Source organism: Sphingopyxis panaciterrulae, assembly GCF_014199295.1.
Taxonomy (GTDB): domain Bacteria; phylum Pseudomonadota; class Alphaproteobacteria; order Sphingomonadales; family Sphingomonadaceae; genus Sphingopyxis; species Sphingopyxis panaciterrulae.
On sequence record NZ_JACIJH010000001.1, the window covers coordinates 181,850 to 196,334 of the forward strand.

Genomic DNA, 14,485 nt, shown 5'->3' on the forward strand with positions numbered 1-14,485 from the left:
CGCATGTGGTCCTATCATCCCGATCTGCTCGCCAAACCGGTACCGCGCTACACCAGCTATCCGACCGCGATGGAGTTTGCCGACGACGTCGGCGCCGACGATCAGGCGCGCGCGCTCGACGCGGTCGAGTCGGCGACGCCGGTCTCGCTCTATGTCCATATTCCCTTTTGCGAGAGTATCTGCTGGTATTGCGGATGCAACACCGGCGCGGCCGGGCGCAAGCAGCGGCTCGACGATTATCTGACGGCGTTGCGGGCGGAGATCGCGCTCGTTGCGAAGCGGCTGGGCGGACGCGGCCGCATTCGCCGCATCGCCTTCGGCGGCGGCAGCCCGAACGCGATCGCGCCGGTCGAACTGGTGCGCCTGCTCGACCTGCTGCTCACCGTCTTCGACGCGCACCGGCCCGACGTCTCGATCGAACTCGACCCGCGCGGTTTCTCGTCAGAATGGGCGCTGGTGCTCGCGGCGGCGCATGTCACCCGGGTCAGCCTCGGCGTTCAGACCTTCGCGCCGCACGTTCAGCAGGCGATCGGGCGCATCCAGCCGCTGTCGCATATCGAGCGCGTCGTCGCGGCGCTGCGCCTGCGTGACATCGACGCGATCAATTTCGACCTGATGTACGGGCTGCCGGGGCAGGCGCTGGCTGACGTCGAGGCGACGATCGACGAGGCGATCCGCCTCGCGCCGAGCCGCATCGCCTTTTTCGGCTATGCCCATCTACCGCAGATGATCCCGCGCCAGCGGCGGATCGACGCGGGCCGGTTGCCTGACCAGCGGCTTCGCTTCGAGCAGGCCCGGCTCGGCTACCGGCGCCTGACCGCCGCCGGCTATGTTCCCGTCGGCTTCGACCACTTCGCGCGGCCCGACGATTCGCTTGCCGCCGCCGCGCGCGAGGGCCGGGTGAACCGCAACTTCCAGGGCTTCACCGAGGACGACGCCCCCGTGCTGCTCGGTTTCGGCGCCAGCGCGATCAGCAAATTTCCCGACCTGATCGTCCAGAACGAGAAGAAATCCGGCCCCTATCGTGACCTCGTCGGCGCGGGACGGCTTGCCGCGGCGCGCGGGGTTCGGGTCGATGCGGGCGAGCAGCGGCGCGCACGGTATATCCGCGACCTTCTGTGCAGCGGGCGTGCGCATCTGGGGGCCGGGGAACTCGCGCCGGCCCGAAGTGCCTTGTCGGATTTCGAGCGGCGCGACCTCATCGAGTGGAACGGCGATGTGCTGGTAATCCGCGATTGCGCCCTGCCCTATGCGCGCCACGTCGCGGCGCAATTCGACGGTATCCGGGGACCCATCGACCTGCGTTGAGCCTCAGTATCGGCAGGCGGTCTCCGATCACCTTCAACGCGGGCGTCGTGCGTTTCCGGGGCGAGGTCTATAACATCAACCATGCCTTCGATCTGGCGTCGATCTTCGGCGGCGCGAATCCGGGCCGCCTCGAACTCAATGCAGAGGCGACGCACACGTCGCTGCTGACGACGTCGGTCACCGGATCGTCATTCACCCGCACCGACAATACGGTCGACCAGCCCGACTGGTCGGGGCGCTTCACCGCCACCTATATCAACGGCGGCTTCCGCGCCTCCTATCAGCTCGCCTATCTCGATAGCGTGCTGTGGCAGCCCGATGCGACGATCGAGAGTACGCCGGTCCCGGTGCTGAAGCGCAACATCCGCCACAACCTGTCGATGCAATATGACATGGGGCAGTTCCTGATCCGGGCGGGCGTCAACAATCTGACCAACGTCGAGCCATCCTATCCCAGCCTGTCCTACGGCGATATCATCGGGCGCGAACTCTACATCGGGGTGCGGGTCAAGATTTGACGACGGCAGGCCGCGCTAGGCGAAATCCGCCGCCGTCAGGATCGCCGTTTCGCCAGGCGAGCAGCGGATATGCGCCCGCCCGCCGGGGCTGCGCACCGTGACGGCAAGCGGGCGTTCGGGATGCAGGGCGACCCGCTCGACGCGGCGGCCGCGCCACCGGACGTCGATCGCGCAGCCGCCGCGCACGCGCACGCCGGCCAGCGCGCCCTCGTCCCAGCCGGGCGGAAGCGCGGGCAGCAGGTCGATCGTCTCGCCGTCGCTCTGCACCAGCATTTCGAGGATGCCGGCCGCTCCGCCGAAATTGCCGTCGATCTGGAAGGGCGGGTGCGCGTCGAGCATGTCGGGATAGGTGCGTCCGGGCGACAGCAGGTCGACGAGGATGCGGTGCGCGCGGACGCCGTCGCGCAGCCGCGCCCACAGGTTGAGCCGCCAGCCGAGACCCCAGCCGGTGGCGTCGTCACCGCGCGTCTCGAGCGACGTGCGCGCCGCCGCGGCCAGCGCCGGCGTCTTGTCGGGCGCGATCTGGAAGCTCGGATAGAGCGCATAGAGGTGCGAGACGTGGCGGTGATGGGGGTCGGGCGCATCCGCGTCCCAATCCGCCTGCCATTCCTGGAGTTGGCCCGCTTTGCCGATGCGCAGCGGGGCAAGGCGCGCCCGCATCGTGGCCATCTCGCCGCGCAGCTTCGCGTCGCGGCCGAGCGCGGCGGCCGCGGCGCCGGCGCGGTCGAACAGGTCGCGCAGGATCGCCATGTCTATCGCCGGGCCGGCGCACAGCGTGCTGCCGTGGCCATGCTCGTTTTCGGGCGAGAGCGACGGATTGGTCACCATGAAGCCGGTGTCGGGATCGCGCACCAGCGTATCGAGGAAGAAGAGTGCCGCCCCGCGCAGCAGCGGATAGATGCGTTCCAGCCAGGCGCGGTCGCGGTGGAAATCCCAATGATCCCAAAGCTGGCAGGCGAGCCAGGCGCCGCCCGTCGGCCAGAGCCCGGTGCGGGCATGGTCGACCGGTCCCGACGCGCGCCAGAGGTCGGTGTTGTGATGCGCGACCCAGCCGCGCGCACCGTACATCTGCTGCGCCGCTCGCGCGCCCGAGACGGCCAGTTCCTCGACCATCCTCGCCAGCGGTTCGATGCACTCGGACAGGTTGGCGGTGTCGACCGGCCAATAGTTCATCTCGGTATTGATGTTGATCGTATATTTCGAGCCCCAGGGCGGCTGGTTGCTCTCGTTCCAGATGCCCTGAAGATTGGCGGGCTGGCTGCCGGGGCGCGAGCTGGACAGCATCAGATAGCGCGCGAACTGGACATAGAGCGCGGCGAGCGAGGGGTCGTCGCCGTCGCCGGCATGCTCGAGCCGCTGGTCGGTCGGCGACAAGGCACGCTTCCCGCGCGGCAAGTCGATGGTCAGGCGACGGAACAGGCGGCGATGCTCGGCGACATGGCGTTCGCGCAGCGTCGCGAGCGGCATCGCCGCCGCCGCGTCGAGGGCGGTGCGGACCTTGGCGGCCGGATCGCCCGACACATCGGTCGGGCTGAGAAAGCTGGTGGCGGCGGCGAAGATCAGCTCGATCGAGCGGGCACCGGCGACGCGCAACATCGAACCATCGGCCTCGATGCGTCCACCCTCGGCGCGGACGCGTGCGCGCGCTTCGAACGACAGGCGGCCGGCTATGCCGCGATCCGCGTTGTTGCGGCCGCGCATCGTGACTTCGCCGTTCGCGGCGTCGATATCGACCCGCTGGCCCGAGCTCAGCGCGAATTCGGCGTCGATCGTTCCGCCCTCGGCGCCGAGCGAGACGACGATCACCCCGTCGGAGGCGGAGGCGAAGGCTTCGCGGGTGTAGGTGACACCCTCGGCGACGAAGCGCGACCGCGCGATCGCGCTGTCGAGGTCGAGCTCGCGGCGATACTGCTCAGCCGCGGTCTCGTTGATCCCGACGAGGTCGATGTGAAGGTCGCCGAGCGCCTGATAGGACATTTCGCGCATCGGCACCGCCTGCACCTCGGCATCGGCCAGCGCCTCGGCCTCGGCATAGCGGCCAGCGAAGATCAGGTCGCGTATCTTGGGCAGAGCCTGGCGCGCACGCGGGTTGACGTTCGAATAGGGACCGCCCGACCAGAGCGTATCTTCGTTGAGCTGAAACCGCTCGCGCTTGATTCCGCCGAACAGCATCGCGCCGAGCCGGCCGTTGCCGATGGGCAGCGCCTCGGTCCAGACGCTGGCCGGCTTGGTGTACCAGAGCAGCGAGCGGTGGATCGGCTCGGCGGCGTCGGCGGGCGAGGCGGCGGCGAGCGCGTGCGGCACGACCGGCGCGGCCAGACCCGCTTGCAAGAGGCGTCGCCGCGACAGGTCCATCATATGCTCCCCTTTTCTATCTGATAACAATTTGCCAATTTGGCAGATCAATGCAAGTCCCATTCACTGACAACGGTGACAGCGGCGCGCCGATCGGATAATCCCGCCCGTAAAGGAGATGCCATGACGAATCCCGCCGCCCCGAAACTCTATCAGGCGATCATCGGCGCCTTGCAGGCTGACATCGCGTCGGGTCGCTATGCGCCCGGCGACCGGCTGCCGCCCGAGCGCGCGCTCGTCGAACGGTTCGAGGTCAGCCGGCTGACGGTGCGCGAAGCGATGATCGGGATGGAAATATTGGGCCTGGTCGAGGCGCGGCGCGGATCGGGCGTCTATGTGACCGGACGGCCGAGCGGCGGACTCCACGCCAGCGAACTCGACATCGGCGCGTTCGAACTGACCGAGGCGCGGCGGCTGATCGAGGGGGAATGCGCGGCGCTGGCCGCCGTCACCGCCGACACGGCGGCGATCGCCAGCCTTCGCGAAAGCCTCGACGCGATGATCGCGGAAAATGAGCACGAACTTCATGACGAGGTCGCCGATCGCGCCTTTCACCTGCAGATCGCGCGCGCGACCAACAATGACGCGATGGTGCTGGTGATCGAGACCTTGTGGGACGTCCGGCACCGCTCGCCGCTGTGCGAACGGATGCTCGCGCGCTCGCGTGCCGCGGGGGTCAAGCCGATGATCGACGACCATCGCGCCATCCTCGACGCGATCGCGGCGCACGACGGGCCGGGTGCGCGCAAGGCGATGCGCGATCATCTCGGCCGCGTGATCGACAATCTGCTCCGCGCGACCGAACTCGACGGCATTCGCCGCGTCCAGGCGGAGGCGGCCGAACTGCGCACCCGTTCGGAGCGACTCGCGGCTTTCTAGACGCCCCTTGCGTGTCGGCGCCTATCATGCAATTGGTCTGATAACTCGGATCGAAAGGATGATGCAGGTGAGCGAGGCAGAGGACGGATCGGCGGCGAGCGGGGGCGGGATGCTGCGCATCCGCGGTGCGCGGGTGGTCGTCACCTGTCCGGGGCGCAATTTCGTGACGCTGGTGATCGAGACCGACCAGGGGCTCACCGGGATCGGCGACGCGACGCTCAACGGCCGCGAGCTGGCGGTCGCCAGCTATCTGACCGACCATGTCATCCCCAATCTGATCGGGCGCGACGCGCACCGGATCGAGGATATCTGGCAGTTCCTTTATCGCGGCGCCTATTGGCGGCGGGGCCCGGTGACGATGTCGGCGATCGCGGCGGTCGATACCGCCCTGTGGGACATCAAGGCGAAGGCGGCGGGCCTGCCGCTCTATCAACTGCTCGGTGGCCGATCGCGCGAGGGCGTGCTCGTCTATGGCCACGCCAATGGCGCCGATATCGAGGCGACGGTCGATCAGGTCGGGGCCTATCGCGAGATGGGCTATCGCGCGATCCGGGCGCAGAGCGGCATTCCGGGCGTCAGGGGCGCTTATGGCGTCGGCCGCGGCGACCTTTATTACGAGCCAGCCGACGCGGCGCTGCCCACCGAGACGCTGTGGTCGACCTCGGCCTATCTGAACCACGCGCCCAAGCTGTTCGAACGGCTGCGCATGGCGCACGGTGACGAGATCGAGTTGCTGCACGACGTTCACCACCGCCTGACGCCGATCGAGGCGGCCCGGCTGGGCAAGGCGCTCGAACCCTATCGGCTGTTCTGGCTGGAGGATGCGACTCCCGCCGAGAATCAGGAGGCGTTCCGCCTGATCCGCCAGCATACGGTGACCCCGCTCGCGGTCGGTGAGGTCTTCAACACCATCTGGGATTGCCGCGAGCTGATCCAGAACCAGTTGATCGACTATATCCGCACCACCGTCGTCCATGCCGGTGGCATCACCCATCTGCGCCGCATCGCCGATCTCGCGGCGCTGTATCAGGTGCGCACCGGCAGCCACGGCGCGACCGACCTGTCGCCCGTCTGCATGGGCGCGGCGCTCCATTTCGATAGCTGGGTGCCCAATTTCGGGATCCAGGAATATATGCGTCACTCGCCCGAAACCGATGCGGTCTTCCCGCACGATTACCACTTCGCGGACGGCTATCTGATCGCCGGCGAGGCGCCGGGCCACGGCGTCACGATCGACGAGACGCTTGCCGCCAGATATCCCTATGAGCCCAGGCAGCTTCCGGTGGCCCGGCTGGCCGACGGAACGTTGTGGCACTGGTGAGGGATTCGCGAACGCTCGATGGTGCGCGGCCTGCGGGATCGCCGAAAATATTTATCTGATATCTCAGTATCTAGACATTGAAATCGCCACTTAGCGAAACTTTTCAGATGAAATGCCTTGACTGAAATATCACAAAGGTAGATTGATATTCTCTCACTTTTCGAGACAGGGCGGGCGCGAACCCGAGTCCAGCGGGAGAAGAATATGTCTGATAGGATTTCACTGCTGGGCTCCACCGCCCTGGCGGCGCTGATGTTGGCCACCGCGACGCCGGCGCATGCGCAGGCGACCGATCCGGCGAATGCCGGGGAAGGGGGGGCTGCGGCCGACGAGATCGTCGTCACCGGCTTGCGCGCCTCGCTGGAGAATGCGGCCGCGATCAAGCGCGATTCGGGCCAGATCCAGGATTCGATCGTCGCCGAGGATATCGGCAAGCTGCCCGACACCAACATTGCCGAGACGTTGCAGCGGATTCCCGGCGTGCAGATCTCGCGCAACACCCGCGGCGAGGGCAATGCCTATGTCGTCCACGGCCTCAAGCAGGTGATGACGACGGTCAACGGGCGCCAGCTTTTCGGTACGACCAATCGCGTCGCGCAGTTGCTCGATTTCTCGTCGGACATTCTCTCGGGCGTCGATGTTTACAAGACCGCGACCGCGGACCAGATCGAGGGCGGACTCGGCGGCCTGATCAACATCCACACCGCGCGCCCCTTCGATTTCGACGGCTTCCACGTCGCGCTGACCGGGTCGGCGACCTATTCGGAATTCCAGGACAAGGCGGGGCCGCGCATTTCGGGCATCGTCTCGAACCGCTGGCAGACCGGCATCGGCGAGATCGGCGTGCTGCTGGGCGCCCAGTTCGAACGCTATTATTCGGGCGGCTATCAGGTTTCGACCAACAGCTATGCGGATGTCACCAATCTGTTCGATGTCGATGGCGATGGCGCAACGGGCGGCAGCGGCGACACGGTGACCATGCCGACGCAGGTGCGCCCGCGCTACGAGACCGGCAACCGCGTCCGCTCGGGCTTCTACGGTGCGGTGCAATGGCGGCCGAGCGACGCGCTCGAACTGCATCTCGATACGATCTACAGCCACTCGGGAGGCCATTCCTATACCCAGCAGCTTTCGGTCCAGACCGACGGAGCGACGACCGGCATCGACGCGCCCGTCTTCAAGGACGGATCGCGCGTGCCCGCGGCCTATTCGCTGGCCAATCCCGTGGTGAAGTCGACCGTCGGCCAGGCCGACAATCCCTATGACACGATCAATGTCGCCTTCGGCGGCAAATATACCGCCGATCGCTTCACCCTGTCGGCCGAGGGCTCCTATGTGCGCAGCCACGGCCCCTTCTATTATCGCAGCGCGACGATTCAGACACGCGCCGGCCGGGCGGACCTCAGCCTTGCGGGCGATACCCCCGACGTCGCGGTCTCGGGCGTCGATCTCACCGACCCCGACGCATATGGCAACGTCAGCTATTTCGAATATGGCACGCAGCAGGACGGCCGCGAGCCGTCATTCCGCGTCGATGCGAGCTATGAGCTCGATGCCGGCCCGATCAAGACGCTCGAAGCGGGCTTCCGCTGGGCACATCACCGCGCGATCTACGACTTCCTGTCGCAAGGTGGCGGGGCGCTGACCCAGCCCTATTCGGGGATCAACGAACTGACGCCTGACGATCTGTTCACCGATCAGGATGTCTCGACCAATCAGTGGGTCGCGATCCAGCACCGCTTCATGAACAATGCGGCGCGCACGCGCGCCTTGTTCGGCTTGCTGCCGGGCGATCCCGCCCCCGATCCGGGCAGCCATTATGATTATCGCGAAACGACGCTCGCGGGCTATGCCAAGGCGCAGTTCGGGTTCGACATCGGGGCGCTGCCGGTCGACGGCAATATCGGCCTGCGCTATGTGCGGACCGATGGCGAGCAGACCGTGCTCGTCGAGGACGAGAATGGCGATTATCAGCCGCTGACCGGAGGCAAGCCCTACGAGAACTGGCTGCCGAGCGCCAACATCCGCTTCCAGTTCACGCCCGACCTGTTCCTGCGCCTCGCCTATTCGAAGGCGATCACCCGACCCGATTACGGCAATCTCTCGCCGGCACTGCTGCTCAACCCGATCAGCATGACTGCGAGCGGCGGCAATCCGGCGCTCGTACCGACCAAGGCCGATCAGTACGACGCCAGCCTCGAATATTATTTCGGCAAGTCGAATTATGTGGCGGTGGCGCTGTTCCGCAAGGACGTCAGCGGTTTCATCCAGAAATTCTACGCCGACGAGACGATCGACGGCGAAGTCTATCAGGTCAGCCGTCCGCGCAACAGCGGCGACGGCAAGATCAAGGGCTTCGAGATCACCTATCAGCAATTCTTCGATTTCCTGCCTGGCGTGCTTTCGGGGCTCGGCATCCAGGGCAATTACACCTATGTCGACAGTAAGCTCGGTGTTGTCGGCATCGACCGCCGGGTTCCCGCCGATCAATTGTCGAAGCATGCCTATAATGTCACCGGCATTTACGAGAAGGGACCGGTCTCGCTCCACGTCTCGTACAACTGGCGCTCGCGCAGCATCCAGAGCAACAATGCCGACCCCGACCTCAGCGTGTGGAATGCGCCGCAGGAATCGTTCGATATTTCGGCGACCTACAATGTGAACAACTGGCTTTCGGTCAAGGCCGACATGGTCAACGCCACGGTCGCCTATCAGAATCAATATTATGGAACGCCATTGCAGCCGTCGCTCGCCAATCAGCTCGATCGGTCCTATCAGATCGGATTCCACGTCAATTTCTGACCGCGGACCCGAAAAAAGGGAGAGGGGCCGGACGCACGACACGCGCCTCCGGCCTCGCTCCCTTTCGGCGCTGTTGGTGCTGCTCTTCACCGCGGTTCCGGTTCAAGCCCAACTCGACGGCAATGCCGACGAGGCGAAGGTCGCCCCCTATCGCCTGCCCGATCCCCTGACGATGGCGGATGGAAAGCGCGTGACGAGCGCGGCCGAATGGACCGCGCGGCGGCGCCCCGAACTGCTCGCGCTTTTCCAGCGCCATATCTATGGCGTGACGCCGCCCGCGCCCGCGGACATGCGCGCCGTGGTGACCGACCTCGACCGTCACGCGCTGGGCGGCCGTGCGGTACGCAAGCAGGTGACGCTCTATCTGAACGGAAGCGAGCAGGGGCCGCAAACGTCGGTGCTCCTCTATCTCCCCGCCGGAGCAAAGGCCCCGGCGCCGCTATTCGTCGGGCTCAATTTTCACGGCAATCAGGCGGTCGCCGCCGATCCGGCGATCGCGATCGCGCATAGCTGGGTCGCGGCGCCGGGGAAGGGGATCGTCAAGCACCGTGCGACCGCGGCGTCGCGTGGCATCGAGGCCGGGCAATGGCCGATCGCGCAGATATTGGCGGCGGGCTATGGCGTCGCGACCTTCTTTCCCGGCGATCTCTATCCCGACGGCGAAGGCAAGCGCGCCGAAAGCATCCAGCCGCCTTATGCGATCAGCCCGTCGGCTCCCGACGGCTGGGGCGCGATCGCGACCTGGGCATGGGGGCTCAGCCGCGTCTACGACTATCTCGCCACCGATGCCGACGTCGATCGGCGCCGGGTGATCGTGATCGGCCATTCGCGATACGGCAAGGCGGCGCTGTGGGCCGGCGCCGTCGATCCGCGCTTCGCGATGGTCGTGTCGAACGACAGCGGCGAAGGCGGCGCAGCGCTCTATCGCCGCGATTTCGGCGAAACGATCCGGGTGATGAACGATTATTGGTTCGCCCCGCGCTTCAAGACCTATGCCGGGCGTGCCGAGGACCTGCCGGTCGATGCGCACGAGCTGATCGCGCTGATCGCCCCGCGTCCGGTCTATGTCGCCAGCGCGACGGAAGATTGGTGGTCCGATCCCAGGGGCGAGTTTCTGGCTGCGCGCGGCGCCGACCCCGTCTATCGCCTGTTCGGCCTGCCGGGGCTCGGTACGGACCGCATGCCGCCGCCCGATCAGACGACCGGCGGATGCATCGGCTATCATATCCGCAGCGGCGCGCACGACATCACCGCTCAGGACTGGGCGGCCTATCTCGCCTTCGCCGATCGCCATCTGCGCCCGGGGCTGGCCGATCCCGGTGGATGCCGCCCCGCGGCCGATTGAACCACCCCATCCCATCCTCTCGATGCCACCCAAAAAAAGGCGTGTCGTCATCACCGCGTCATGAAGGACCGCTTCGGCCTTCCGATCATGATTTCGGGGTGAACAGGGAGGATGATGTGAAGACGAATATGTTCGCGATCGCCGCTGCGCTGGCCGTCGTTCCGGGCGCGCTCGAGGCGAAGGACGTCGCGCCGGTCGCCGCGGTTTCGGCCGAAACGCAGGCGACGGCCGGATCGGGCGCCGACGGCGCCGTGGTCGTCGCCGATCCGACCGATCCCGCGCGGTCGCTGATCCTCGCGGGGGCCGAATCGGCGGGGATCGACGTCTTCGACCTGTCGGGCCACCGCATCGCGACGCACAAGGTCGGCGATATCACCGCGCTCGACCTGCGCGCCGATGCCGCGCCGGGCGGCGGGGCGCTGCTTGCCGCGCTCGACGGCAAGGCGAATGCGCCGAAGCTGTTCCGCATCGGTTCCGGCGGCGTTCCCGCACCGCTCGGTCTGGCGGGGATCGCGCCCGAAATGACCGTGGCCGGCCTGTGCTTCTCGCGCAGCCACCGCGACGGCACCCTCTATCTCTTCCTGCTCGGCGACAAGGGCGAGGTCGAACAATGGGGGCTGGCGACCGATGCGGCGGGCGCGATGCGCGGCCGGATCGCGCGGCGCTGGTCGCTCGGGTCGGAAGCCGGCTATTGCGCCGCCGACGATCGCGGATCGGTCTATATCGCGCAGGAAGCGGTCGGTGCCTGGCGCTTCGCTGCCGAGCCCGAGGCCGAGATCGTGCCCGAAATCGTCGACATCGTCCGCCTCGGCCATATCGAGGAGGAAGCGAAGGGGATCGGTATCGCCGCCGATGGCCGGCTGCTCGTGTCCGATGCCAAGGCCGACCGGCTGAATCTCTACGATCCGGCCGACGACTTCGCCTATCTGGGCTCGGTGGCGCTGGCGAAGGGCGATGATCGGGTCGAGGATGCGGGCAGCGTCACGATTGCGGGTCCGCTCGTCGTGGTCGCCGACGACGACAATGCGCCCGAACGGCCCAATTTCAAGATCGCGAGCTGGCCGGCGATCCTCGCTGCCGCGGGGCTTGCCGAACGACCGCCGGTCCCGACGCCCGAAACGATGCCGCTCGCCCGCGCGTCGGTCGAAACGGTGCCGGTCGAAACCGGCGGCGACGCGGCCGACGATCCGGCGATCTGGATCGACCCCGCCGACCCCGCGCGATCGGTGGTGATCGGGACGCAGAAGAAGTCGGGCCTCTATGTCTACGGACTCGACGGCCAGATGATCCAGTATCTGCCCGACGGGCGCATGAACAATGTCGATCTGCGCGATGGCTTCCGCCTTGGCGGCCGCGACGTCACGCTGGTGGCCGCCAGCAACCGCACGACCAAAGGCATCTCGATCTATACGCTCGATCCCGCGACGCGTCGGCTGACCGACGTCGCCGACGGGTTGCAGGCGACCGGGTTCGACGACCCCTATGGGCTGTGCCTGTATCGCAGCGGCCGGTCGAACAGGACCTATGCTTTCGTCAACCAGGGCGACGGCCAGATGCGCCAGTGGGAACTGGTTGCGACGCAGGCGGGCAAGGTCCGCGTAAAGCTGGTCCGCGAGCTGCCGTTCGAAAGCCAGGTCGAAGGCTGTGTCGCCGACGACGAGACGGGCATGCTCTATGTCGGCGAAGAGGATGTCGGCGTCTGGCGCGAGGGCGCCGAACCGCGCGGCGGACCCGCCCGCTCGATGCTTGCCGCCGTCGCCGACAATCCGGCACTGAAGGACGATATCGAGGGGATGGCGATTTATAAGCAGGACGATGGCAAGGGCTATCTGGTCGTGTCGAGCCAGGGCAATGACAGCTATGCGCTGTTCCGCCGCGAAGGCGACAACGCCTATGTCGGCTCGTTCCGGATCGGTGCCGACATCGCGGCCGGGATCGACGGCGTGTCCGAAACCGACGGTCTCGATGTCACCAGCCGCGCTGCGGGGCCGGGGTTCCCGCGCGGCCTGATGGTCGTGCAGGACGGACGCAACGTGTCGCCGCCCGAAAACCAGAATTTCAAACTGGTGCCGTGGGAACGGATCGCCGAGGCGCTGGGGCTGGAGGCGCCGGCGGACTGATCCCGAACGTCGACCGCGTATAGGAAATGTCAAACCCCTGACGCTATCGCCGCCGCGGAAAGGCGGAAAAGGCATGACGGGGACCGGGCGGACCTGGCTGAAGACGATATTGCTGCTGGCGGGGCTCGCTTTCGGCTGGCCGGGCTTTGCGGCGCGTATCGCGATGCTCGGCGTCTCGCCGGGGCTCGCGCTCTATGCCGGCCTGTTCCTGCTCCTGCTCGCCTGCCTGTGGGGGGCGGCCTTCATCGCGCGCGGCTGGCTGCGCTGGGGCTGGGCGCTGGTCTTCGCGCTCGCGACGCTGTTCGTCGACAGCTTCCAGGCCGCGACCGCCGATGCGATGAGCTATGACGCCTTCGTCACCATGACCCAGTCGGCCGCCTTCGCGGGCGACGCGCTCGCGCAGCATGGCGGCGAGATGGCGTGGGCGGGCGCGGGGGCGCTGCTGCTGTTCATCGCGATCGGGATGCGGCCGGGTCCGCGTCGCCCGCTTCCCGCCTGGCTGGCCGCGGCGGCGCCCGTTGCCGGATTGTCGCTGCTGTCGATCCTGCTTTTCGTGCGCGGCGGGGAGGGCGGGCGCGGGCTTCCCGGGGCGTGGGTCGGCACCGCCTATTCGCTTCTCTATGGCTGGGAAGCGGTCAGCGATCCCGCGCGCCCGCGCGAGGATGTGCGGCTCGTGCCCCGCCCCGCGCCGGATTCTGGAACCGACCTGGGCGATATCGTGCTGATCGTCGACGAAAGCATCGCCGCGCGCTACCTCGACATCAACGATCCCGCCGGGGTGCGATCGGGCCTCGCCCGCCCGCCCGCCGGGGTGGGGGTCGCCAATTTCGGCGTCGCCGCCTCGATCACCAATTGCAGCTATGGCAGCAACATGACGCTGCGCCACGGCGGCACGCGCGGCGCTTATCGGCGGATCAACGCCACCATGCCGTCGCTCTTCGCCTATGCGAAGCGCGCCGGATTCGGCACTGTCTATATCGACGCGCAGCGCGGCGGCGGCGCCTATCAGAACGGCATGGACGATCGCGAGCGGCGCGATATCGACCGCTTCGTCCAGTTCGACGCCGTGCCCGTCGCCGACCGCGACCGCGCGGCGGCCGATGCGCTGGTCGCGACGCTCCACAACGGCCGGCGCGATGTCGTGCTGGTCAACAAGATGGGCGCGCATTTTCCCGTCGCCGACAAATATCCCGCCGACAGGATGCGCTATCGCCCCGCGTTGCCGCGCGGGCGGACGGCGGCGGTGACCGAGATGCAATTGCCCGAGAATCTGGTCACCGGCGCCGAAAGCTGGCGGCGCTACCGCAACAGCTATCGCAATACATTGTTGTGGACGGTCGGCGGTTTCTTCGACCGCCTGTTCGCGGGCGGCGTGCCCGCGGGGACGCTGATCGTCTATACCTCGGACCACGGCCAGACGCTCCACGAGCGCGGCGACGCCGGCACGACGACGCATTGCAGCCCCGCGCCGGCGCCCGAGGAAGGGGCGGTTCCGCTCGTCGTCATCGGCGGCGACGACGCATGGGCGGCCGCGGCGCGGCGCCATTTCGACGCGACGAGCCATTATCGTATCTTTCCGACCCTGCTTGCCGCGATGGGCTATGACAAGGGCGCGGTGCGGCGGCTCTATGGTCCGGGCCTCGACGCGCCGGCGCGCGATCCGCTGACCTTCAACGCGCGCTTCAACGCGCGGCTGGGGCGCGGACCGTTATGGGTGGCGATTCGACCGAAGGCCCTGCCCGCGCCGCCGGCGCAGGATACGCCCGCCGCCACCCCAGATTAATTCGGGTTGCGGGCGCGCCCGCTTATCGGGCATCGCGAAATCGGGAGGGGTGCG

At 67.2% G+C, this 14,485-nt stretch carries 9 protein-coding genes; 8 read left to right on the forward strand and 1 reads right to left on the reverse strand.

What is annotated here, in order from left to right:
- Positions 1-3 precede the first annotated feature (3 nt).
- Complete coding sequence (hemN, locus tag FHR21_RS00985) at positions 4-1,308, forward strand: oxygen-independent coproporphyrinogen III oxidase (RefSeq protein WP_184094405.1); 1,305 nt, start codon at positions 4-6, stop codon at positions 1,306-1,308.
- Positions 1,305-1,826 carry a TonB-dependent receptor gene (locus FHR21_RS00990; RefSeq protein WP_184094407.1) on the forward strand — a complete coding sequence of 174 codons (522 nt, stop codon included), beginning with the start codon at positions 1,305-1,307 and terminating at the stop codon, positions 1,824-1,826. The genes hemN and FHR21_RS00990 overlap by 4 nt, the downstream gene beginning before the upstream one ends.
- Positions 1,827-1,841: 15 nt before the next feature.
- Here FHR21_RS00990 and FHR21_RS00995 read toward each other — a convergent pair whose 3' ends face one another.
- Complete coding sequence (locus FHR21_RS00995) at positions 1,842-4,184, reverse strand: glycoside hydrolase family 95 protein (protein WP_246426988.1); 2,343 nt, start codon at positions 4,182-4,184, stop codon at positions 1,842-1,844.
- A 120-nt stretch (positions 4,185-4,304) separates the two neighbouring features.
- On the opposite strand from FHR21_RS00995, the gene FHR21_RS01000 reads away from it, so the two are divergent.
- The 6 genes from FHR21_RS01000 (at position 4,305) to FHR21_RS01025 (ending at position 14,431) form a co-directional block, all read left to right on the forward strand.
- A complete protein-coding gene (locus tag FHR21_RS01000) occupies positions 4,305-5,060 on the forward strand; it encodes a FadR/GntR family transcriptional regulator (RefSeq protein ID WP_184094409.1) in 756 nt (251 codons plus the stop codon).
- Positions 5,061-5,169: 109 nt separating this feature from the next.
- Positions 5,170-6,381 carry a D-mannonate dehydratase ManD gene (manD, locus tag FHR21_RS01005; protein WP_221234977.1) on the forward strand — a complete coding sequence of 404 codons (1,212 nt, stop codon included), beginning with the start codon at positions 5,170-5,172 and terminating at the stop codon, positions 6,379-6,381.
- 204 nt (positions 6,382-6,585) lie between these two features.
- On the forward strand, positions 6,586-9,183 hold the full coding sequence (locus FHR21_RS01010) for a TonB-dependent receptor (RefSeq protein ID WP_184094411.1): 2,598 nt from the start codon (positions 6,586-6,588) through the stop codon (positions 9,181-9,183).
- A gap of 76 nt (positions 9,184-9,259) precedes the next feature.
- Positions 9,260-10,528, forward strand: coding sequence for a glucuronyl esterase domain-containing protein (locus FHR21_RS01015; protein WP_221234948.1), 1,269 nt, complete (start codon positions 9,260-9,262; stop codon positions 10,526-10,528).
- 116 nt (positions 10,529-10,644) lie between these two features.
- A complete protein-coding gene (locus tag FHR21_RS01020; RefSeq protein ID WP_221234949.1) occupies positions 10,645-12,648 on the forward strand; it encodes a phytase in 2,004 nt (667 codons plus the stop codon).
- 73 nt (positions 12,649-12,721) lie between these two features.
- Entirely contained in the window at positions 12,722-14,431 is a 1,710-nt protein-coding gene (locus tag FHR21_RS01025; RefSeq protein ID WP_184094413.1) for a sulfatase-like hydrolase/transferase, read from the forward strand.
- The last annotated feature ends 54 nt before the right edge of the window (positions 14,432-14,485 follow it).

Excerpts from the sequence above, each read along its gene's own strand:
- hemN (WP_184094405.1), top strand. The coding sequence starts at position 4 with ATGTGGTCCTATCATCCCGATCTGCTCGCCAAACCGGTACCGCGCTAC.
- FHR21_RS00995 (WP_246426988.1), bottom strand. The coding sequence starts at position 4,184 with ATGATGGACCTGTCGCGGCGACGCCTCTTGCAAGCGGGTCTGGCCGCG.
- FHR21_RS01000 (WP_184094409.1), top strand. The coding sequence starts at position 4,305 with ATGACGAATCCCGCCGCCCCGAAACTCTATCAGGCGATCATCGGCGCC.
- manD (WP_221234977.1), top strand. The coding sequence starts at position 5,170 with ATGCTGCGCATCCGCGGTGCGCGGGTGGTCGTCACCTGTCCGGGGCGC.
- FHR21_RS01010 (WP_184094411.1), top strand. The coding sequence starts at position 6,586 with ATGTCTGATAGGATTTCACTGCTGGGCTCCACCGCCCTGGCGGCGCTG.
- FHR21_RS01025 (WP_184094413.1), top strand. The coding sequence starts at position 12,722 with ATGACGGGGACCGGGCGGACCTGGCTGAAGACGATATTGCTGCTGGCG.